Origin of the sequence: Lysinibacillus sp. C5.1, from assembly GCF_016350185.1 — a bacterium.
GTDB classification, from domain to species: domain Bacteria; phylum Bacillota; class Bacilli; order Bacillales_A; family Planococcaceae; genus Lysinibacillus; species Lysinibacillus sphaericus.
This window is the reverse complement of the sequence record NZ_CP066226.1, coordinates 2,241,221-2,262,436: the sequence shown is the minus strand read 5'-3', so window position 1 is coordinate 2,262,436 and position 21,216 is coordinate 2,241,221. Positions and strand designations below refer to the sequence as shown.

24 protein-coding genes are annotated in these 21,216 nt (G+C 35.0%); 8 read left to right on the top strand and 16 right to left on the bottom strand.

Annotated elements, in window-relative coordinates:
* Positions 1-7 precede the first annotated feature (7 nt).
* The 4 genes from I5435_RS10935 to I5435_RS10920 form a co-directional block, all read right to left on the bottom strand.
* A complete protein-coding gene (locus tag I5435_RS10935) occupies positions 8-334 on the bottom strand; it encodes a pyrophosphohydrolase domain-containing protein (RefSeq protein ID WP_337983809.1) in 327 nt (108 codons plus the stop codon).
* Between the two features lie 851 nt (positions 335-1,185).
* Positions 1,186-1,569 (bottom strand): YkvA family protein, encoded by a 384-nt coding sequence (locus tag I5435_RS10930; RefSeq protein WP_443136947.1) that lies wholly within the window; start codon positions 1,567-1,569, stop codon positions 1,186-1,188.
* A 1,086-nt stretch (positions 1,570-2,655) separates the two neighbouring features.
* On the bottom strand, positions 2,656-3,417 hold the full coding sequence (locus I5435_RS10925) for a hypothetical protein (RefSeq protein WP_337983808.1): 762 nt from the start codon (positions 3,415-3,417) through the stop codon (positions 2,656-2,658).
* 236 nt (positions 3,418-3,653) lie between these two features.
* Positions 3,654-4,190, bottom strand: coding sequence for a helix-turn-helix domain-containing protein (locus I5435_RS10920; RefSeq protein ID WP_337983807.1), 537 nt, complete (start codon positions 4,188-4,190; stop codon positions 3,654-3,656).
* A gap of 72 nt (positions 4,191-4,262) precedes the next feature.
* Between I5435_RS10920 and I5435_RS10915 the strand changes: the two genes are divergently transcribed.
* Complete coding sequence (locus I5435_RS10915) at positions 4,263-4,502, top strand: MerR family transcriptional regulator (RefSeq protein WP_024364127.1); 240 nt, start codon at positions 4,263-4,265, stop codon at positions 4,500-4,502.
* A gap of 306 nt (positions 4,503-4,808) precedes the next feature.
* Here I5435_RS10915 and I5435_RS10910 read toward each other — a convergent pair whose 3' ends face one another.
* Positions 4,809-4,964, bottom strand: a complete 156-nt coding sequence (locus I5435_RS10910; protein WP_229386743.1) for a hypothetical protein — start codon at positions 4,962-4,964, stop codon at positions 4,809-4,811.
* A gap of 279 nt (positions 4,965-5,243) precedes the next feature.
* On the opposite strand from I5435_RS10910, the gene I5435_RS10905 reads away from it, so the two are divergent.
* On the top strand, positions 5,244-5,543 hold the full coding sequence (locus I5435_RS10905) for a hypothetical protein (protein ID WP_337983806.1): 300 nt from the start codon (positions 5,244-5,246) through the stop codon (positions 5,541-5,543).
* 35 nt (positions 5,544-5,578) lie between these two features.
* Complete coding sequence (locus I5435_RS10900) at positions 5,579-6,409, top strand: tyrosine-type recombinase/integrase (protein ID WP_337983805.1); 831 nt, start codon at positions 5,579-5,581, stop codon at positions 6,407-6,409.
* Positions 6,410-6,479: 70 nt separating this feature from the next.
* Here the strand turns inward: I5435_RS10900 and deoD are convergent, their stop codons facing one another.
* Together deoD and I5435_RS10890 are read right to left on the bottom strand one after the other, a co-directional pair.
* On the bottom strand, positions 6,480-7,187 hold the full coding sequence (deoD, locus tag I5435_RS10895) for a purine-nucleoside phosphorylase (RefSeq protein WP_024364125.1): 708 nt from the start codon (positions 7,185-7,187) through the stop codon (positions 6,480-6,482).
* Positions 7,188-7,305: 118 nt separating this feature from the next.
* Positions 7,306-7,527, bottom strand: a complete 222-nt coding sequence (locus I5435_RS10890; RefSeq protein ID WP_024364124.1) for a YozE family protein — start codon at positions 7,525-7,527, stop codon at positions 7,306-7,308.
* A gap of 266 nt (positions 7,528-7,793) precedes the next feature.
* Here I5435_RS10890 and I5435_RS10885 point away from each other — a divergent pair, with 266 nt between their 5' ends.
* Positions 7,794-9,641, top strand: a complete 1,848-nt coding sequence (locus tag I5435_RS10885) for a methyl-accepting chemotaxis protein (RefSeq protein WP_420798347.1) — start codon at positions 7,794-7,796, stop codon at positions 9,639-9,641.
* A 151-nt stretch (positions 9,642-9,792) separates the two neighbouring features.
* Here I5435_RS10885 and msrB read toward each other — a convergent pair whose 3' ends face one another.
* The 5 genes from msrB to I5435_RS10860 all read right to left on the bottom strand — a co-directional run bounded on the left by msrB (position 9,793) and on the right by I5435_RS10860 (position 13,307).
* Positions 9,793-10,221 (bottom strand): peptide-methionine (R)-S-oxide reductase MsrB, encoded by a 429-nt coding sequence (gene msrB, locus I5435_RS10880; RefSeq protein WP_025219593.1) that lies wholly within the window; start codon positions 10,219-10,221, stop codon positions 9,793-9,795.
* Positions 10,218-10,748, bottom strand: a complete 531-nt coding sequence (gene msrA, locus I5435_RS10875; RefSeq protein WP_024364121.1) for a peptide-methionine (S)-S-oxide reductase MsrA — start codon at positions 10,746-10,748, stop codon at positions 10,218-10,220. Before msrA ends, msrB begins: the two co-directional genes overlap by 4 nt.
* Positions 10,749-10,761: 13 nt before the next feature.
* Complete coding sequence (locus I5435_RS10870) at positions 10,762-11,343, bottom strand: YpmS family protein (RefSeq protein WP_024364120.1); 582 nt, start codon at positions 11,341-11,343, stop codon at positions 10,762-10,764.
* 4 nt (positions 11,344-11,347) lie between these two features.
* Positions 11,348-12,277 carry a GDSL-type esterase/lipase family protein gene (locus I5435_RS10865; protein WP_229386789.1) on the bottom strand — a complete coding sequence of 310 codons (930 nt, stop codon included), beginning with the start codon at positions 12,275-12,277 and terminating at the stop codon, positions 11,348-11,350.
* Between the two features lie 187 nt (positions 12,278-12,464).
* Positions 12,465-13,307 carry a DegV family protein gene (locus I5435_RS10860; RefSeq protein WP_025219595.1) on the bottom strand — a complete coding sequence of 281 codons (843 nt, stop codon included), beginning with the start codon at positions 13,305-13,307 and terminating at the stop codon, positions 12,465-12,467.
* A 265-nt stretch (positions 13,308-13,572) separates the two neighbouring features.
* Between I5435_RS10860 and trhA the strand changes: the two genes are divergently transcribed.
* Together trhA and I5435_RS10850 are read left to right on the top strand one after the other, a co-directional pair.
* On the top strand, positions 13,573-14,208 hold the full coding sequence (trhA, locus tag I5435_RS10855) for a PAQR family membrane homeostasis protein TrhA (protein ID WP_024364117.1): 636 nt from the start codon (positions 13,573-13,575) through the stop codon (positions 14,206-14,208).
* Between the two features lie 277 nt (positions 14,209-14,485).
* Entirely contained in the window at positions 14,486-14,632 is a 147-nt protein-coding gene (locus I5435_RS10850; RefSeq protein ID WP_337983804.1) for a MerR family transcriptional regulator, read from the top strand.
* A 665-nt stretch (positions 14,633-15,297) separates the two neighbouring features.
* On the opposite strand, the gene I5435_RS10845 is transcribed toward I5435_RS10850, so the two are convergent.
* Both I5435_RS10845 and I5435_RS10840 read right to left on the bottom strand, forming a co-directional pair.
* Entirely contained in the window at positions 15,298-16,041 is a 744-nt protein-coding gene (locus I5435_RS10845; protein ID WP_337983803.1) for a YwqG family protein, read from the bottom strand.
* 514 nt (positions 16,042-16,555) lie between these two features.
* The gene (locus I5435_RS10840; RefSeq protein ID WP_337983802.1) at positions 16,556-17,035 is read right to left on the bottom strand and encodes a dihydrofolate reductase; all 480 of its coding nucleotides are present in this window, start codon (positions 17,033-17,035) and stop codon (positions 16,556-16,558) included.
* A gap of 173 nt (positions 17,036-17,208) precedes the next feature.
* Between I5435_RS10840 and I5435_RS10835 the strand changes: the two genes are divergently transcribed.
* Entirely contained in the window at positions 17,209-18,126 is a 918-nt protein-coding gene (locus tag I5435_RS10835) for an alpha/beta hydrolase (RefSeq protein ID WP_337983801.1), read from the top strand.
* Between the two features lie 62 nt (positions 18,127-18,188).
* Entirely contained in the window at positions 18,189-19,385 is a 1,197-nt protein-coding gene (locus tag I5435_RS10830) for a class I SAM-dependent rRNA methyltransferase (RefSeq protein ID WP_108030284.1), read from the top strand.
* A 337-nt stretch (positions 19,386-19,722) separates the two neighbouring features.
* On the opposite strand, the gene I5435_RS10825 is transcribed toward I5435_RS10830, so the two are convergent.
* Together I5435_RS10825 and I5435_RS10820 are read right to left on the bottom strand one after the other, a co-directional pair.
* A complete protein-coding gene (locus I5435_RS10825) occupies positions 19,723-20,538 on the bottom strand; it encodes a cytochrome c oxidase assembly protein (RefSeq protein WP_025219604.1) in 816 nt (271 codons plus the stop codon).
* Positions 20,539-20,560: 22 nt separating this feature from the next.
* Positions 20,561-21,076 carry a DUF2243 domain-containing protein gene (locus tag I5435_RS10820; protein WP_337983862.1) on the bottom strand — a complete coding sequence of 172 codons (516 nt, stop codon included), beginning with the start codon at positions 21,074-21,076 and terminating at the stop codon, positions 20,561-20,563.
* Positions 21,077-21,216: the final 140 nt, after the last annotated feature.

Genomic DNA, 21,216 nt, shown 5'->3' with positions numbered 1-21,216 from the left:
AGATAGGTTACTTATCCTCTACATCAATTAAATAAATTGCCTTTTCAAATCCACCACGTTTGGCTTTCTTCTGCGCACGAATCGCTTCTAGTTCTTCATAACTTACACCTAAAGCATTTATAGCTGTATGTACTAGCTCTAAAATATCTGCTAATTCTTCAACACTCTCCTGAACGTTTGCTGCCCCATGAAACTCTTTGGCTTCTTCAATCATTTTTGCTTTTACTTCTATTAGAAGCTCCTGCGGTTCTAAAACTCTTGCATTATACTTTAATCCATCTGATTCAATAATCTCTAAAATCTTATCTCTTACCAACTTATTGTAAATAGGCATTGTCATTCTCCTTTATTGTGGAATATTTACTTACTCTCATTCTACTATATTACAAATTAATTCGTAGCTCTTTTCAAAAGCTACCACTAAAAAAGAACTTACTTGAACCTCTCAGTAAGTACCTAACCTTTTTTATCAATAAATGCTTTGGTCAAAACTACTGATTTCATCGTATATCAATTGGTTATCAAATGAAATCGTTTCGTAAGGAACTACATTCCCGTGTGATCTTACCCTAAAGAAACTATAGGGTATGTGCTTCCACGATGCAAAATATTATTATTTATCAGCTTTATCTCAACTAGGGAGTATTACATACTATACGAACTTGGTTGGAAGATCTACTATGTATATACTTTATTGTTTTGAAAAAACACAGGACTCTCTTCCTTTTCCTCTACTTCACCTATTGTATACCATATTTCCCCAAACCATTTACTATCAATTGATGACCATTTTAGGATTAACAGTCCCTTCTTCTCTCTCAACTTTATCCTAAATCAAACAAAACTCTAGTAATAAAATCTAACATGCTGATTAGTTCATCTATTGTTACTGTTTAATTATAAATTCATTGTCAGCAAACTTATAATTAATTAGTTCTATTAATCTAGTTATCTCTTTATCTGTTACTTATTTATAGTCCATCTCAATTTTAGAAATCATTAAATCTAACTCTTTTTGCTCAGTCATAACAGCACCCCTTTAATGTACAATTTTTATATAATCATACATTTGATATCATAAAAAAACGATATAAATTAAATTTATATCGTTCATAAGTAAAAGAATGATTGTACAATTTTAGAACAAAAAGGGAGCCTTTATAGCTCTCAATTCCAAAATTACGATCATAATTTATCATCTATATCAGATGTATCAACATCATCTCCAAACCAATCTTTTAATTTATCTTTTGCTTGATTTTTTATATCTTCATCAATGTACATAGCCACTTGAATCAATGCTGCCATAACAAGAGTTAAATCATCTACATAACCTACTCCTAAAGCAACATCTGGAATTAAATCTATTGGTAGTATAAAGTATCCTAATGCCCCCGCTATTGTAGCTTTTACTTTCAAAGGTACTTCGGGTTTCTGCAATGTAAAATAAAGAATTAGAACTGCATATATAACTGAGGAGCCAGCTCTCTTAGAGAACTTTCGAATTTTTTCCCATAACTTTTCATCTGAATAGTACTTTCCATGTTTTCCGATATCTTCCACTTCTATATTTTCTGCTTCTACCTTTAATTCTTCTACTTGTTCATCTTCAAAATTTACATAATCTACTTCCTCAAAATTCCCCCCTTTTATTACCTCCCCCTGTTTAACATCCAATTCATCGTTTTGCTTCTTTTTTCTAAACATCTCAAACAATGTATATCTCTCCTCCATCAATATTCTATATTCAAATACTAATGTATTTTTTTCTTCTCAATGAATATACCATATTAAACGAATGAAAATTCTTACTTTTCATACAATTGCGCAAAAAAAGATATAAACATATAGTTTATATAGCTTCTTTTAAAGAATTCGCTTAGGTATGCTTCAACTTAAGAGAAAATTCTTTGATTAATTTGCTGTTTTTCTAATTATTGATTCCGATATCAATCATCATCAAAATATAGGGAAAGCCAATACCGAACCTTCCCTTGTAGCGATTGATAGCTCTTTGACAAGCTTCTGACCTCTACTGACCAAAATGTACCGACTCGACCTCTAGAAGTGAGCCACTAAGCCCAAGAGCAATTAGGACATGCTATACATGAAACACTTAATACGTACTCTCTGTTGGTCAAGACCAAATGAAAGGAGCTACGGTGCTTTTTAACGCTTTAAAAATAAAAAACCCAGCAGGCTCTCATTTATCGAGTCACCCATTGAGGATTAAAAATCTAATTAATTTTTAGTGTAGTCCATTTGACATTTATTCCAAACTTTAAATTCCTGTTATGACTATTCTTGAATAGCGGCCTCTAACGCAACAACGATCATGTCATTGAATGACCTGAACTTTCTTAGAAAATCACTAATACTCAAAAGACCTCTATATCAGTATCTTGCTGTTTATGAACTGTATTTAGAAATCAATTATAGTAATAGAAAATCTTTAATTATCTTATTTTGGTCGGTTTTTAGTCGGTTCAGTCGAGCATTTTTATAGTAATATGACCACCCATTTCGGAGTGGTCTTTTAATAGTTTTTTAGCTAAACCCAAGACATCGATAGACATCCTATCCGCATGTCAATCAACCATAAAAAATAGCCCCCTTATCAAATAAATAAGAGGGCTTTATATAATTCTTAATCTATTACTTATCTCCAACTGGCTTTAATAAATTCACTGGAAGCCAAAAATATTGTTCGCCATTTCCTCCTAAGCCATTATCCACATATAGATAACCATTAACTTCAACACCTAGCGATGTAAAAATGCTTCCTTTTGCATGCATTGTTAAAGGTTTAGCTTCATTTAGTGGCGTGTTTTTCCCACCAGCATCTTTTGTTAACTCAAAACGTACATTGCTTGCTCTCGATATTTCCTCAGCGATTTTAAGATCTGTACCAGGATATTTATCATACCATAATCCTTCACCGCCATAGCTCTCGGAAAACTTCAGCAGTTGTCCACTATCTGTATCCAAGAAAGAAATACTACCAATACCACCATCTTTGAAGAATTTCCCATAATACCCCATATTATAAACACCATCACGATTGATAACAATATACACTGGATTACTATAGAAAGATGAACGAATTTTTATTGGTACTTCTTTGAAAACTACCAAATCCGTTGCTTGTACGCGGTATTGCCCCATTTGATAGAATATTTTTTTATCATACTTTTCAATATCATACGTTCTAAAGAAGTTATTTCGCTTAACCACTAAAGAATCAAACGTACCATCTGGATTTTTCTTGTACACCTTGATGTCTTTTTTAAAGGTCATTTTTCCTGTTTGCCCTTTGACAACTTCTGCTCCATCATACATCACTTTCGCTTCTGATTTTGTTGGATTTACTACTGCAAATACGAATGCTGCTAGTAACACAGTAAATATTTTTTTCATTATTCTCCCCCTACACTGTTTCATTTTAAAGACATAATATCTTAGTATTATATACTAGTAATCTTATACTCTACCAACAGATGTTAAAAACCCAACAAAAGTAGAGTGTCTTCCCACATCATTATCTCATTCATCTACCATTCTACCCAATTCTCTAAATACATGGACTATTACTAATAGATTGTGGAAGGCTATCACGTTCTTTTAACCAGTTATAGAAAGGTACAGGACGTTCTTTATATGGAGTTTCTTCTATAGAAGATGATTTTATATAGCTTATTTTTTGAACGCTCCACAGCCTTGCTATACGCCCCTACAAATACAGCTCTTAATGTACTTGCTACAGTTAACGTACCTTCTTTAATATCCATAGCAATTTTGAATAGTACGTTTTTAGCTTTAATAAAGTCCTCCACAGAACTTATTTGTGCTGCCAATACAACCTTGTGCATTTCATCTTTCAAGTTATCTGCTAATGGCAAGCTATTCATGAAGTCGAACAGCATAACTTGATACTCGTTCATATACTCTTTTTTCTTTTCAGCTTGCAAAGCCAATTCATTACCAAGACTCATAATATTATTTGCTTGTTTAGAACTTAAAAGATTAAAAGAATTAGATGGTTGGTTTTCAGATTGCGGACGACAAACCGCGTCATTACTAGCTTCATCGGCTTTCATTCGTTGGGACATGCTCGATGGGACATAAGGTAAAATGCGATAAATACTAGCCCCTTCAAAGTCCATCAACAATTGATTATGTATTATTAGCACTTTATGGAACAACTGTTTTAATTCACTTCATAAGGCTAATAATATTTATGTTACCAAAGGAAAGGTGATTGCATGAAATATGAATTTTCCACAACTGAAGAACTACTTGAATTTTTAAATACTGAATTACTATCCGCAGCCGAAGCAGCAGAGGTATTGGAAATATCGAAAGTTCGTCTAGGGCAATTAATGAAAGACGGAAAGTTAAAAGCAGCTAAAGACCAGCCTAAAATGTTTTTAAAAAGTGTACTGCTTGAGAAAAAAGATGAGCTTGAATCGCTTCGAAAAAAATATAGACCTTATGATGAATAAACAAAAAAGCCCAGGCTCAAAATTAATTGAGTACCTGGGCTTCGTCATTGATATATGCGTGTTCTTTTGTTTGTTTACAATGACATTAAAAGATTACTACAATGTTCTGAACAAACACTGAACAATACTACTTGTTTCGTCGTTGTTGAATTGTAATGTATAAACCAATCAAACGATCCGTTATCATCGCACCACTTTGTAAATCCTTCAAGTGTGATGCTTAAATAATACATTCTTCGAAGTTACAACCCAAACTAGTGATTAATAACTCCGCAGCTCGATATACAATATTCATATTCGTTCCTCCTACACTCCGATATTTTTCATTGCTATTAAAACTTCTGTATTTAGTAACGTCTTTGCCTGCATTTCTTCAACTGTTGGTGTAGGTTTAATTGGTATTGGATTGGATATAACTGGCGATGTAAATTCGCCTGTTTGTCTATTATAAGAATTATACAAGCTCATAACTTACATATAACAAACCACTTTGAACTAGCTGACTACCTTGATGTTACCGGGGATTTTTTAGAAGCTGCTCTTGATTGGTATAAAAGTAAATACGGTTTATATGTATTAATAGACAACTTTACAATTTGCTTTGAACCTTTAGGTGTAATAGAAATGTTTGATTGGATTGAAATGCCTAAAAAATTTTACCCTTAAACAGAACAAACATTCTCACTAAAGGAGGTGATGATGAAGTTTTGGTTCGAAGTATTAAAAGAAAGGAGAATAATTATGGCAAGTTATAGAGAATTAAAACCTAATAAAAATGGAAAGCCACGTATAGAAATTACGGTTGAACTAGGTTATGACGACAAAGGAAAGCGTATTAGAAAATACAAAACTGTTACTTTAAATAACCTAACTGAACGAGCAATAAAAAAAGCAATAACAGAAATGGAAATCCAAGTAGCTAATGAATCAACAATTAGTTTAGAAAAAATCACATTTGCACAATTTACAGAACGTTGGATGAACATGTATGTAAAAGTAGATCTTACAGTAAAAAGCAGAAATTCGTATGAATCTTTTTAAAAAATGGGATATTAGAAAGTCTTGGTTCATTACAGATGGATAAAATTAAAACATTTCATATCGTGCAATTTTTCACAAAACAAAAGAAAGAGAATAAAAAATCACTTCCAGGTAAATACATGGTGTTAAAGAGTATTTTTAGCACAGCTGTAAAGTGGCAAGTAATCGAAACTAATCCAATGAATGGTGTTGAAAGACCTTCTCGCTCTAAAAGGTATAAGGAAATTGAATTTTACGACGAGGAACAATTGAAATTACTCTTAAAAAAGACAAAAGAAATGTATCCAAAGCATGCATTGCAAATAAAATTAGCTGCATTAGCAGGCTTACGAATGTCTGAAATCGCAGGAATTAGACACGAATGCTTAAATTTCGTTAACAATACTATACTCATTGATTCGACTCTTCAATATGACAAAGAAGATAAAAACTTTTTCTTAGGTCCTACAAAAACCAAAAGACCACGAACTGTCAATGTACCAGCAGAGTTAATGAGAGAAATAAAACAATATGTAAAAGATCATAAGAAGTTACAGTTAGCATCAGGTGAAGCTTGGAAACCTATGAAGGATGATAAAGGCACACCAATAAATTTACTATTTACAAAAACAAACGGATTCCCTTCACATCCTGACAGTATGTCTGGAAGATGGCGCGAAATAGTAGAAAGACACAATCTACCTAAACTCACTTTCCATGGTTTAAGACATACCTATGCATCATTTATGGTTAGTAAAAATGTTAATTTTAAAATTATCCAAGAACAACTTGGACATGTTAATATTCAAGAGACTGTTAATACCTATAGCCACCTAACCATGAAAGATAAAGAAAAAGCAACCGACTTCTTCGATTCCATTTTATAAAATGGTCGGTTTTAGGTCGGTTGCTCTTATTCTTATAACTTTAAACTTGTTATAAACCTTGCTATATCAACTACTCTTGAATAGCAGCCTCTAACGCAACAACGATCATGTCGTTGAATGTAGTTTGGCGCTCTTCTGATGTTGTGACTTCACCAGTAATAATGTGGTCACTTACTGTTAAAATAGAAAGTGCTTGGCGGCCAAATTTCGCTGCTAATGTGTAAAGTGCTGCTGATTCCATTTCTACAGCTAGTACACCGTATTTAGCTAGCTTTTCATTTTGGTGCTCGTCTGAGTAAAATAGATCTGCTGTGAAAATATTACCTACTTGCAGACTTAAGCCTGCATCTTTACCTGCATTGTAAGCTTTTAATAATAAGTCAAAATTAGCGATTGGTGCAAAGTCAATGTTGTTGCCCCAAATAATTTGATTCATACGTGAATCCGTTGTTGCTCCTTGTGCTAAAATAACATCACGAACTTTAACATCTTTTTGAATTGCACCACAAGTACCTACACGAATTAACTTTTGTACATCATATTCTTGCATTAATTCTGTTACATAAATGGAAATGGAAGGCACGCCCATACCAGTACCTTGTACAGAAATACGTTTACCTTTATACGTACCAGTATAACCAAACATATTGCGGACTTCGTTATAGCATGTAACATCTTCTAAAAACGTTTCAGCAATGTATTTAGCACGTAGTGGGTCTCCCGGAAGTAAAATAGTGTCAGCGATTTCGCCTTTTTTTGCATTAATATGAATACTCATACTGCAATCCCTCTTTTCTGTCAGTTATCACTATAAATAATACTTTGTTTCACGTATTTACGCAATGCTAGACGTCTAGCAACTATAAAAGTACAAATAATGAAAGTATTGCGAATCATTATCGTCCTTGTTCACTGTATAAATCCCATAACTCATCAAACACTTCAGTTGTTAAATTTTCTGTTGCAAACGTTTCGATATATGTAGATAACTCATCAAAATCCATGCTTTGTTTAGGAAAGTTATGTTCATGAAAAACTTCTTCAGCAAATCGAACTTTTGCATCTGACCACTCTCCCCCTCTGAATGTTAATACATATAAATAAAAGCTCTTTTTCATTATTGAAAAATGCCTCCCCTTTTCATTTTTACTTTCCGCTAGTTTATCAAAAAAAATACATTTCGTCATAAAATGTATCATTTTTTTCTTTAAGTATTTTTTACTAGTAAAGAAAAATCGAATAGCCTTTTCACCTTATAGACTTTTGTCATGCAAAAATATTACGCCTTTTTATCTGAAAAATGAAAATTTTGTGAAATTAGGATAGAATTTTTTAGTATAATACGATAGAATTGAAGTCAATCAATGCAAAAATTAGGAAGGTGATGGCGATGAAAAACAAGAGTCAGGCTAGTAAACCTATGAGAAACCGCCCGTCTCTCTTAGATTCTAACTTTTTTAGAAAAAAGAAAGTTATAGATTCTAAAGCTAGTAGGCACAATCTCCCTCCTACTACAGAAAAACGACAACGTTTTTATCATTTAATTCGAGGAAAAGTACTTATCATTTTTACTTTGCTTATTTTCATTAATGCAACAATGGGTATATTGTCTTATATCAATATTACAAATCTTCAACAACAAATGGAGGATTTCACTGAGAAGAATGTACAAGAACAGCTTACAGTAAATCAGCTTGCCTATGAAATTGCTAGATTAACCAACCTCGAACAAGCTTACCTAATTACCGGTAATGGTAGTTATTCCACTTCTTACAAAATGAAAATTGATTCTATTAATAAAAAAATAGCTGCCTTACAAGAAAAATTTGCAGACCGCGAAGTGGAACTTGGTCATATACAAGCAATTAGCCAGTATTATAAAAACTACCTTGAATACTCAAAAAAGGTCATGACAATGCGAGATGATCTTGGTCTTGAACAAGCAAGGAAGCTTATGATTGAAGGCACTGGCGAAACAATGAAATTACATATTGATAATAATATTGACGCCATCAATATAGTAATGGATGAATCGAACAAAACAAAACTTAATAAATTGAACAAACAGGTAACTGTATCCAATACTTATTTCTTTATTTTTTCGATTATCAGTCTTATTGCCATTATCATTTTTGGTTATATGTTATTTAATTCATTAAAAAATAATACGCGTGCGATTAACCATTCCATTTTAGATATTGCTCAAGCGGGTGGTGATTTAACAAGGCGTGTCCGTGTACGTAACCATGATGAATTTTCTACAATTGCTAACTCGACGAATACACTTATTTTGTCTATTTCAAACCTTATTAAACGCGTCAGTGAACTTGCAGATCATGTATCAAATAGTAGCCGAGAGCTTATGACGCTAGCTGATGAAAATGCACGCACAATTCAAAATATTGCAGATGCAAGTGCAGATATCGCAAGTGATAGTGAGAATACAATCAATAGCATGAATAGTGCTCAACAAAAAATGAGTGATTTAGACCATTCTATGCATCAGTTGAATGAACAAGCCAATGCTGTACAACGAGCTTCAATCGCCATGCAACAAGCAGCAGATGAAGGAAGTCGTTCTGTCCTACAATCTACCTTAGTCATGCAGTCAATTGAAGAAACAATTGCTTCTACCTCTACAACTGTTGAGGCACTCGGCCGCAAATCTGCCGATATAACCTCTATAATCAGTACGATTACTGCAATCTCTGAGCAAACAAATTTACTTGCATTAAATGCGGCGATTGAAGCAGCCCGTGCTGGAGAGCATGGTCGTGGCTTTGCTGTTGTAGCAGATGAAGTACGCAAGCTTGCTGAGCAATCACAAACTGCGGCTAAAGAAGTCACAGTTATTGTAAATTCCATACAAGAGGAAGTGGCATCAATTATTACACAAAATCAAGAAGGTGTTACAACGGTTATTCGAGGCGTTGAGGTGACAAATGAAACTAACCAGTCATTGTCCAATATTTTAACGCAAACGCAAGAAACGACTGCGATTATTACCACAATGGTTGATAAAATAGCCCATACGCTTGATTATAGTAATGCTGTAGCAAGTGATTTTGTGCATATAAATGCTTATGCTGAACAAACAGCTTCCAATACGGTGATGTCTGCTGCTGCTGCTACCCAAGGTTCTGCGTCCATGCAAGAAATTAATGCAGCGGCAACTGAACTGGCGCATCAAGCAGATAGTTTACGTAGTGTTGTAGGTACGTTTAAAATTTAAGACAAGAGGAGCAGGCAAAGTGAAAAAGTGTTAGATTGATTGCAGTTCAATCTAACACTTTTTTGCTATATCGTTCTAGTTATACCCCACCCTCTTTTTGTTTTCCCCAAAAAAAACGCCTGCACGAGAAGCGTACTAGGCGTTTTGCTTATTACTTAAATAAGGCGCTATATTCAGCGTAGCCTTCTTGTTCTAAATCCGCTTTTGGAATAAAACGAAGTGATGCAGAATTGATACAATAACGCAAACCACCTAACTCTTGAGGACCGTCTGGGAAGACATGTCCTAGATGAGAATCAGCTTCCTTACTTCTTACCTCTACACGACGCATTCCATGAGAAGTATCAAAATGCTCCGTCACATGCTCTTGTGCAATTGGTTTTGCGAATGCTGGCCATCCACAACCAGAATTGAATTTATCATGGGAGCTAAAGAGTGGCTTTCCTGAAACAATATCTACATAAATTCCTTCTTCAAAATGTTGATCATATTCATTACGAAACGGTGGCTCAGTCCCATTTTCCTGCGTTACATAGTATTGCATATCTGTCAGTTCTTTTAAACGTTGCTCTTTATTCATTTTTTATGCCCCCAATGTTGTTCCTGAAATGCCTTGCGACCAGAACCTACTGCATAACGTTCGTAGTGCATTGGATTTTTTTTATAATAATATTGATGGTAGTCCTCCGCAGCATAAAATGTGCTTGCAGGCAAAATTTTTACAGCAATCGGCTTATCAAACTTACGAGAAGCTTCTAAATCTGCCTTTGAACGTTCAGCTAATTCACGCTGCTCTTCATCATGGTAAAAAATGGCCGTTGTATAGGATTGTCCACGATCAAAAAATTGCCCACCAGCATCCGTTGGGTCAATTAATGTCCAAAATGTAGCTAATAATTGCTCGTATGAATAGATGTCATCATCAAATGTAATTTGAACCGCTTCTACATGACCTGTTGTTTCCGAACAGACTTGTTCATAGCTTGGATTTTCAACATGTCCACCAGTGTAACCAGAAACGACAGCTTTAATGCCCGGTGTTTCATCGAATGGCTTGACCATACACCAAAAACAGCCGCCTGCAAATGTCGCATATTGTATTGCCATTTATTTTCACTCCTTATTTTCCTGGGACGATAATTTCCAATAAAATCTTATCGTTCGGTAAGTCTAATTCCTTCGCACGAACCCTCGAACCTGAAGCAATATTTACTCGCGATAAATCAATATAAATTTCAGCTTTATTTGGATTCACCGTAATCCATGAAGGGAAATCCACCGAATCTCGCATAATTTTCATGGTCGTCTCCGGCGGAATGTTTAAAAGCCCTACATTCATCCCTGTTTGCTTTAAAATAATATTGCCTTTTTCATCAACGATCGGGTCAAAATTCATTGAAATCGGAATTTCTGTATAAAAAACAGTTAATTTACTTCGTAATTCAATATCATCTCCAATGGTAAAATCCAATGGCAATGGTGAGCCTTTAGCTGTGTCCTTTAAATATTTTTTGGTAATTGACTCCAACTCTTTCGTAGTCGTTTGTACTACAAGAACATTACCTGTTACGTTTTCTTCACTGTCTGCACTCTTCGCTAATTCAAATCCTTCAACTGGCTTCGTTGCTAAATAAACGACGAGGAGAATTGAAAAAATAACCATACCTGCTAACGCAAAAAATGCGAATTTCCATTTATTCATTTTTTCACTCCCCGAAGCCTATTTCCTTATTAATTTTTTGTTCCATTTTACATTGCTCCATTGCTGCTAAAATTCGCTCCGTCATTTTATCATACCCCTTTGCATTGGGGTGAAAAAAATCCGTGTGATAGACCAGTTCTTCATTTGAATCAAACAAGTCTTCTACAGAGACATAACAAGCGTTTGAATCCTTACTTGCTATTTCTTTGATAACGCTATTCCATTCTGTAATAATCGTATCAAATTCATTGGCCTCATTGGTGACAATTGAAAAGGGATTATAAAACCCGATAAGTAATAACGGTACAGTTGGATTTTTTGCACGTATATTGTCAATTATTTTACTGTAACGATTCTCATAGGTTAATAATTCCTTATCAAAGGCATCTCTTTTTAAGTTAAACAAGTCCTTTTTGACGACTTTCATTACATCATTGCCACCCATTGTTAATGAAATAAGCTGTGCTTGTTGTAACTCTTCATCATAATGCCCTTTTTTTAATAATTTTAATAGCTGATCGCTACGTCTTCCTCTTTTTCCCCGATTCTCAACCTTAACTTCTGATATCGAAGTCCAAGCTAACATTGAATCTGCTAATCTTCCAACATAACCGTCTTGACTATACTCATCCCCGACACCGTCTGTTAATGAATCTCCAAGTGCCAAGTAATGTAGTTGTTTTGCGTTGTCATCATCAATTTGCCGTAAATCCTCTGGTGTAGGCTCAAAAAAATGTTCAAAAATTTGCGTCAATACATTACTAGAGTGCTTTGTCTCTTCCTCTGCTTGTTGCTCATCCTGTCTCATATCTTGCTCCGTCCCTGACTGTTCATGTTCATCGTCAGCCTGCGGACTCGGTTCATCTATTGATATTGCACAACCACTTAGTATTAAGACGGTCAAACATGACAAAATAATTCGCCAGATGCCCATTTGACCACCTTCCATCATTTGCTGTTAGTTCTATTATAGATAGTTGTCACGACAAAGAAAAGTGACGATGCTCCAATTTATCAAGAAAAATCTAAGCATATTCATCTCAATACTTGTTAACCATCTTCCAAGCTGACTAAGAACAGTAAAAAGCTACTACAATTACTTATGTAGCAGCTCTTATCAATTATTCGGCAAAATAAATAAAACCAATTGCACCTGGACCGGTATGTGTAGAAATAATGGGAGAGGTAAAGGCAATTTCTACCTCATCAAAGCCTGTTCCTTCTACTAATTCTTTTAAGGGACCACCCATTGTTGTTAAACCGTCAGCATGTGAAATTCCCACAGCTTTTACTGATTTACCAGCAGTATCAGCTTGGAATTGCTTAAATAAGTAATTGACAACCTGTTTGTGACTACGAACTTTTGACACAGGATTATATGCGCCACCTTCTAAGTTCGCAATTACTTTTATGTTGAGCAAAGAACCGATAAAGCCTGTTCCTTTACCAATTCGACCGCCCTTAATTAAATTTTCAAGTGTATCAACAATCACATATAAATGTGTATTTTCACGTACTTTGTCTAAACGTGCGACGATTTCTTGCACAGTCGCTCCTGCATCGCGCATTTTAATGGCCTCTCGTAATTGTATCGCAAGCCCAATTGCAATAAAGCGAGAATCAATGACAGTTACATTTGCATCTGTCATTTGTGCCGCCTGTCGAGCTGATTCGACTGTTCCACTCATGCCACCTGTCATATGAATGGAAAGTATTTGATCTCCATCTTTTCCAAGCTCGTCGTACAATTCTTTAAATTTCCCTGGTGCAGGTTGAGAACTTTTCGGCAAATCTTTCGCATTTTTCATTAAACCTAAAAAAGTTTGTGGCTCTAAATCCACTCCATCTATATACGTTTTCCCATCAATTTGAATGGTTAACGGCACAATATGTATACCGTGTTGCATTACTTCTTCTTTTGTTAAATCACAAGTTGAGTCCGTTACAATATGAATTCGTCCCACTTCGACACATCCTTTTACTTCATTGAAATTATTATATAGACTAATGTTTCCATATGTAAACATGACATTTGTCATCTGACTTGTCTATTTCAAGTCTTTTCATTTACGCTACCTTGGATACTATAGCCTTTTTTCATTAAATTTGTCTAACATTTTCCTCTATAAATCGACATGACATTTTAGATAAGTAAATATATGACAAACATACATAGGAATAGTCCACTGAATAGGCTATTGTAAATATAGAACGAAGGAAGGGTGTACAATGATGAATTCATTTGACTATAAAACACGGAAGGAAGAATTGTGGAATGCCATTACTCACGGGGTAGGGTTGCTCGCAAGTATTCCAGCACTTGTAATGTTACTATTAACGGCCGTTCACAACGGGCGAGCACTGTATATTACAACTTTTAGTATTTTCGGTGCGTCTGTCATTATCTTGTTTATGATGTCAACCTTACTCCATAGTCTGCCTGAAAAATATAAATATTTTTTTGCTATCCTCGACCATTCCGCTATTTATATTTTAATTGCTGGGACCTACACACCATTTTTATTAATCGCACTTGGAGATACATTGGGCATAACACTATTATGTATCATATGGTCGCTAGCCTTACTTGGGGTGTTATTTAAATGCTTTTTTATTCATCGTTTTAATATCCTATCTCTTGTTTTCTACATTGTTATGGGTTGGCTAATTATTTTTGCCATAAAGCCAATCTATCTGTTCTTAGGGAGTGATGGCTTTGCTTATTTATTAGCTGGTGGTTTGTTCTATACAATTGGTGCTATCTTTTACGCGTGGCGCTCACTTCCTTATAATCATACAATTTGGCATCTGTTTGTGTTAGCAGGGTGTGGTTCAATGTATGCTTGTGTGTATCTGTATTTATAAATTTATGCATCCACATCGAATATAAAAGACAACGCACGGTGTTACTCGATAAAATTTAAACAGTAATATCAAGAGGTTGTCTTTAATGTCACACATTATATTAAATAATTAGTACATCACTCATAATCTAGTGGTGTACTTTTTTGTTTGCTAGACCTCTAAAGACCCCGTTTATCACCACCTCTACCCATTATAAGTAAATATTTATATTAATTAAATGTTGTGGTAAAACAGAACGAATATTAACGAAACATACATTCTGTTTGGAGGCAATAGCTTGAAAGAATATAAAGTAAAAGAAGTGGCTGACTTATTAGATAAGCACGAAGAAACTATTAAACGTTGGATACGGTCAGGCAATTCCCTAACGCATATAGAAATAGCGATAAAGAAGGTTGGAGAATTATTGAATCTGATTTATTGAAACTTAATTAATGATTCCAGTTAGTGAGTTTGAACAGAAAAGTACTATAAAACCTAAAGTCAACACGCTCGTACTGAACTGAAAGAAATTGTGTTGATTGAACAGTGACCCCACCATTCAATTCAAAAAATAAACGGCCTTGGCTAACCGAAAATCATAAAAGACTTAGTGACTGGGCGATACGAATAGGCAAAGAAACAATTGATTGGTTAATAAACAAGGGTATACCTGTCTCTTTTGCCAATGTTGCTCAATGGTCTAAAGAAGGCGATACCGAAGTTAAGGGATTCACGAAAATACAATACGGTCAAATGAAGAGTTGTATGAATATTACAAGCAACATAGTAAAACCTTTAAACAGAGAGAAAATAACAAAGGAATTAAAACAAACAACTTGAATCTGGACGTTAGTTTCCAAATGCTTAAACCCAATCGTAATCTTGACAATCTTCATAGGAAGTATATGAAACTATCAAAGCAAGAACTTGCACAAAGACTAATTCTTGCTGAACAGTATATTTCAGAAAACGAAAATAAATGGGTTAAAGCTCATTTTGAATCATTTAAGGAGTAAAAAGAGACAGCGATTGCTGTCTCTTCTTCAACTAAAGCACCCCGTTACACTAAGTGAAATGTTTCATAAATCTCTTTTTCCTAATTGCTCTTTAGCCTGCATCTGACTTTAGCTTACTAAAGTCCAAGTTTTTCAGTCGTTCTATTTCAATAAATATCATTAATTTATCGCCGTCATGCCAACACCACTCAAGACTCTCATCCGAATCAACGGTTAAAAGTGAGATCCATTCTGCTCCAGGCGTTGGATCATATGCTAGTGTAGAATGCGAAGGGTAGCCTAGAAGATAGTCCGAACTTTTATGTAGAGAATCCCGGATTTCGGTGTATATGTCGCTCTGTGCATCATCGAAAGGCCAGTCCTTCAACTGGTATTCGTCATAAGGAATATCAATAGTCGGGAGAAACTCAATCACTGTGGTCTTGCCAATATCTGAATGGGGTGGCATCATCGTCTCAAGATTCGTTGTTTCGGGAATATAGATACCATGAATATATCCGTCCTCAAACGCCTCTAGATAACTATCATCTTCATTATCATAATCATCTGCTACAAAGAGACCTAGGAGTCCTTTCGATGGCAGACCTCTTTCAGTTGAAGTGATTTCTGCGAAATTGATCTGGCCAAGGAAGCGATAAGGCTTTTTCTCATACGTTGGCCATTCGCTACCAATTGGTAAATCAGGTGCTCCTCCAAAACGACTACAGCCCAATTGTGGTTCGGCATCTGTATGCCTAAGTATATCAATTGCTGGCCTCAATACTTGAGATAAATACTCTTTATGATTTGCAATATTTGACTGTTCAATCATCTCTAGAAATTTATTCTTAATCATTATATCCTCCCTGCGTATGTTTTTCTTTAAATGCGGTTTGAATTTCCCACATATTAAATTGTACTTCATCGTATTTGCGAAACCAACAATAATACCAATAATGGAAAAATATAGACAAGTTGTTATGTGAGAGTTAACAACACTATTCAACTAACCTGCATCGTTAGTTGAATAGCAACAATCTTTTAGAAAACAACCTATATTATGACATAGAAGTTTAAGAATTAGGCTTTACTGTACAATTAATAATTGATATAAGCTCCTTTTAAATTACTGCAACATTAGATTGATTTAATGTTGTAGTAAATTGGGGCATCTGTGTTAAAAAAGAGGATAGATAGAGCCAATTTATGTAAGCTCTTCTATCCCTTTAATTTCTATATATAATGTGTGATATTAAATTAGAATTCACTATTAATAATAGTTTCAGCTTCTAACTTGACTTCTAATAAAAAAGCTCACACTGTGCGTTTTTTACAAGTAGGACAACTATTATTTGCTGCTAAATCCTATGTCATTGTCTGCGTTCAAAAATTTGATATTGAAATGTGTAACCTTCAGGTGCTGTTTCTGGTTCTTGTGACGCAACTAAAACAAACTCTTCTTCATATGCTGGAAAAAAAGTATCCCCTTTAAAAGAATGATTAATTTTTGTAATGTATATGCGATCCGTTAGCTCCATAGATAGTCTAAAAATTTGTTCACCGCCAATAATCATGATTTCCGGCACGTCCCCTGCTAACGCAAGAGCTTCCTCAATACTTGTCGCCGTTTCTATTCCATCCGCACGATAATTTGCATCACGTGTAACGACAATATTTCGTCGTCCTGGTAGCGGTCGTCCAATCGATTCAAATGTTTTACGTCCCATAATCATAGGCTTACCCATCGTTTTTACCTTAAAATATTGTAAATCTCCCGGTAAATGCCACGGCATACCGTTTTCATAGCCAATAACATGGTTATGATCATGTGCTACTATTAATGAAATCATGCTTACCCTCCAAGTTATATCCTTCATTCTATTATAAACATATTTTTACTTTACTATCGGAATATTTCTGCTCATTATTAAAATAATTTTCTTAATTGATACTAAAACCTAGTAAAATTATAAGAATAGTTTATAATAAGAATTAATACTTAAACGATTAAAGGATGATGATCATGACACGTTTAACAAAAGAGGCTATTCGCTATATTCAAGAAACAGCTAGAATACCCCATTATTATGAAATGACACCACAGGAAGCAAGAAACTCACGTACAGTTCCACCATGGCAATCTAGCCATTCACCACAACTTGCTTCTATAGAAAATAAAAAAATTAGCGTGCGTGATGGCCAAGAAATAAATATTCGTATTTACATTCCGGAACAGGCAGAAAAATTACCCGTAATTATTTATTATCACGGTGGTGGCTGGGTATTCGGCAATTTAGAATCCGCTGATGCAGGTTGTCGGCTACTTGCAGACAAAGCCCATGCCATTGTCGTATCTATCGATTATCGCTTAGCACCAGAATACCCATTCCCAATACCTTTACACGATGCCTATGATGGTTTACTGTGGGTTTTTGATAACATTGCAACTTTTGGTGGTGATAATAGCCAATTATCAGTAGCTGGTGATAGTGCAGGAGGAAACTTAGCAACTGTTGTTAGCTATTTAGCTGCTACATTTAATGGCCCTAAAATCACTGCGCAAGCATTGATTTACCCTGTTGTAAATCTTGATTTTACGACGGATTCTTATAATGCTTATGGCGAACACTTTGGTTTAGATAAACAAGGGATGCAATGGTTTGCAGGGCAATATACGGAGACAAACTACTTTACGAATCCACTTGTCTCCCCTTTGCACATTGAAAACTTGAGCGTTCTTCCCAAAACAATGATTATTGCGGCAGAAGCAGATGTACTCTACGATGAAGGACTTGCATATGCTCAAAAATTAGCTAGGGCGGGTGTTTATGTAGAACATATCCCTATGGCTGGTTTGATTCATAGTTACTTCAGTAAAATGGCGTTTTTTGAAGCAGCCACAATTGAAACAGTTGAAAAAATTGCGACATTCGTGAAATAAGTTTGTGTAATGCTACTAAACAATGCGATAATAGAGCAAAATGTTTTTTAAAGGATGACAACATGACACAAACTATTGCTTTACAAATTAACAATCAATTTGCAGGACCATTAAAAAAGGGTTATCCGCTTATTTTAAAAGATGCCGTTGATACACGTAAATTACCTTCTGAAGAAGGTGCCTTACTTCGTCTATTAGATATTCATAACCGGTTTATTGGGACTGGCTATTATGGTATCCAAAATAAAGGCATTGGCTGGCTGTTAACAACCGATGCCGATGAAGAAATTGACAAGACCTTTTTTGCAAAAAAAATTAAAAAAGCCGTTCAAAATCGTGAATTATTCTTTAACAATCCTAATACGACTGCTTTTCGTGTCTTTAATGGCGAAGGTGATGGCATCGGTGGTATAACAATTGACTTCTTCGATGGCTATTATATGGTGAGTTGGTATAGTGCCGGCATTTATTCATTTAAAGAGGTCATTTATGAGGCACTTTCAGAAACCGTAAACTATAAAGCGATATATGAGAAAAAGCGTTTTGATAGTAAAGGGCAATATATCGAACAAGACGATTTTGTAATGGGCACGCCTGGTGAGTTTCCACTAATCGTGAAGGAAAATGGCATGAATTACGCTGTCCATTTAAATGATGGTGCTATGACAGGCATTTTCCTCGACCAGCGTGAAGTACGACTTGCTATTCGTGAACGCTATTCAAAAGCTAAAACTGTGTTAAATACATTTTCGTATACAGGTGCGTTTTCTGTAGCAGCAGCTCTAGGTGGAGCTATAAAAACGACAAGTGTCGATGTAGCCAAACGTAGTTTAGCCAAAACAATTGAGCAATTTAGTGTCAATGATATTGACTATGAAGCACAGGATATTAAAGTAATGGATGTATTCCATTATTTCAAATATGCACAACGCCATCAGTTGAAATTTGACCTCGTTGTATTAGATCCTCCTAGCTTTGCTCGAACAAAACAAATTACGTTTTCAACTGCTAAAGACTATCCTAAGCTATTAAAGGATGCAATCGCAATAACTGAAAAAAATGGTATTATTGTGGCTTCTACGAATAATGCAAGCTTTGGTATGAAAAAATTTAAAGGATTTATCGAGCAAGCATTTAATGACACGCATACTCGTTATAAAATTGTGGAGGAATACGGTTTACCAAAGGATTTCCGTGTGCCACGTGAGCATCCTGAATTCAACTACTTAAAAGTTGTTTTTATTCAAAAGCTAAACTAAAAAGTGTGACTTAAGTAAAGTCACTCACAAAGCTAGTAGACAAAGTCGAGTTTTTCAACTTTGTCTACTAGTTTTTCTTAAATCAAGCTTCCATTAAGTTCTTTATCTGACATAGCAAAAGCTTTGACTCAACATCTAAAAGCGAGAGTGAAAGTAAAAGCTTTATTCCCTTTTTATGACTACCAATCCATAAAAAAACAAAAGTGTTAGACCACCTTCCTTCAGTCAACCTAACACTTTTTTTGAGCGTATTGACGCCAAATTTATAATCATTCCCCATTTCGTTATCAACAATTTTTACGCGAATGCGCTGAAAACATATTCAGTAAAAATGGTGCTAGACAGAATCAATTTGTCGATTTTCTAAACTATCGCTTTTTTGCATCGGTTCTACTATTCGCGGTCTTACTGCTTTGTACCATTGTAAGCAAAGCATGAAAATGATCATCGCATCAATTACATCTCCACCATAATACATAACCTTACTTCCGATTTCTGCTTGTGCTATTGGCACACCTTCAGGCGGATGCGCATAAATATATTTTGATAAAATTCCATGTCCGGCCAATGCTATAATTAAAACGATTGCTCTGTAAATAAAGGATTTTCTGTAAGGTACGGGGTCTACATAAAGAATAGAGATTGTAAATACATACCCCGCTAGAAATACATGTAAATGGACAACTACATGTAAGTAACTATTGTCATGCATAAGTGCATATAGGTTAGTCGTGTATAATAACCAAAGCCCTCCGATATTCAGTAAAGTCGCAACTATTGGATGTGTAAGTATACGAAGAGGCCAGCTTTTTAGTATTTTGGTAAGTGCACGTGCTAATGAAGTACTCAAAGTTCTTAGTAAAAGTGTCATAGGCGCTGCCATCACAATAAGCAATGGCGCTAACATGCCTAAAAGTAAATGACTCACCATATGTGCCGTAAAATCCATCGTTGCACGATTTGCTAAAGGCCCAGCAACCGCTATAACCGCTAATACTATCCCTAAAACAAAACATACAATGCGATAAAGGGGCCACGTTTTATAATGACGATTTGAAATAACAATAGCACTAATATACATGATTAATAAAATACTAAATAACAATAAAAAAAATAGTTGTGCATAATCGTGTAGAAAGCCGTCCTGATTCATCTGAGCAATATGATTACTATGTTTAGCGCTCATAAGATGTAGCCTCTTGTATGTGATAAGCGTTTTTAGTACGGATAGTAAGATAAATCCCTATAATGAGTAGTATTGCAGCAAGGATATTCCAAATTAAATCGTATGTTATTACATTTTCTACATACCTTATCTGATGTATCCGCATTAACTTATGTTGAATAATACCATCATATAATTGAAACCCTCCTGCTCCTAAAAATACACCACCTAGCCATCTTGCTAACCTTAGTCCATTTTTGCGACGTAAATCTGCAAATAAAAATAAACCTGCAATTGTCGCAAACCAACTAAATGCGTGGAAAAAACCATCCGATATTAAACCAATATCAGTTGTCGATTTATCGTAAAAATGATGCCAGCGTAATAGTTGATGAAAAAAGGTTTCATCTATAAATGCAACTAATCCTATACCAAAAAGAAACCCTGACCATACATTTTGCTTTGCATAAGGATGTCCATTTTTTAGCATTGAACGATTATTCTCTTCATGGGTTTTTATAATCATTCCTTCTTTCTCTAAGTTTGTGTTATTATTCCCTAATGTCACAGCGATTACACCTTCAATTAAATAGTACAAATGAAGTTAATAATTGGCACTAATAAAAGCCCCTAAAATCTTCAATCTTTAGGGACCTATCACTTCAT

Coding starts and splice junctions, on each gene's coding strand:
- I5435_RS10935 (WP_337983809.1), bottom strand. CDS start 334: ATGCCTATTTACAATAAGTTGGTAAGAGATAAGATTTTAGAGATTATT.
- I5435_RS10925 (WP_337983808.1), bottom strand. CDS start 3,417: ATGAAAAAAATATTTACTGTGTTACTAGCAGCATTCGTATTTGCAGTA.
- I5435_RS10915 (WP_024364127.1), top strand. CDS start 4,263: ATGAAATATGAATTTTCCACAACTGAAGAACTACTTGAATTTTTAAAT.
- I5435_RS10905 (WP_337983806.1), top strand. CDS start 5,244: ATGGCAAGTTATAGAGAATTAAAACCTAATAAAAATGGAAAGCCACGT.
- I5435_RS10900 (WP_337983805.1), top strand. CDS start 5,579: ATGGATAAAATTAAAACATTTCATATCGTGCAATTTTTCACAAAACAA.
- deoD (WP_024364125.1), bottom strand. CDS start 7,187: ATGAGTATTCATATTAATGCAAAAAAAGGCGAAATCGCTGACACTATT.
- I5435_RS10890 (WP_024364124.1), bottom strand. CDS start 7,527: ATGAAAAAGAGCTTTTATTTATATGTATTAACATTCAGAGGGGGAGAG.
- I5435_RS10885 (WP_420798347.1), top strand. CDS start 7,794: ATGGCGATGAAAAACAAGAGTCAGGCTAGTAAACCTATGAGAAACCGC.
- msrB (WP_025219593.1), bottom strand. CDS start 10,221: ATGAATAAAGAGCAACGTTTAAAAGAACTGACAGATATGCAATACTAT.
- msrA (WP_024364121.1), bottom strand. CDS start 10,748: ATGGCAATACAATATGCGACATTTGCAGGCGGCTGTTTTTGGTGTATG.
- I5435_RS10870 (WP_024364120.1), bottom strand. CDS start 11,343: ATGAATAAATGGAAATTCGCATTTTTTGCGTTAGCAGGTATGGTTATT.
- I5435_RS10865 (WP_229386789.1), bottom strand. CDS start 12,277: ATGGGCATCTGGCGAATTATTTTGTCATGTTTGACCGTCTTAATACTA.
- trhA (WP_024364117.1), top strand. CDS start 13,573: ATGATGAATTCATTTGACTATAAAACACGGAAGGAAGAATTGTGGAAT.
- I5435_RS10845 (WP_337983803.1), bottom strand. CDS start 16,041: ATGATTAAGAATAAATTTCTAGAGATGATTGAACAGTCAAATATTGCA.
- I5435_RS10840 (WP_337983802.1), bottom strand. CDS start 17,035: ATGATTTCATTAATAGTAGCACATGATCATAACCATGTTATTGGCTAT.
- I5435_RS10835 (WP_337983801.1), top strand. CDS start 17,209: ATGACACGTTTAACAAAAGAGGCTATTCGCTATATTCAAGAAACAGCT.
- I5435_RS10830 (WP_108030284.1), top strand. CDS start 18,189: ATGACACAAACTATTGCTTTACAAATTAACAATCAATTTGCAGGACCA.
- I5435_RS10825 (WP_025219604.1), bottom strand. CDS start 20,538: ATGAATCAGGACGGCTTTCTACACGATTATGCACAACTATTTTTTTTA.
- I5435_RS10820 (WP_337983862.1), bottom strand. CDS start 21,076: ATGATTATAAAAACCCATGAAGAGAATAATCGTTCAATGCTAAAAAAT.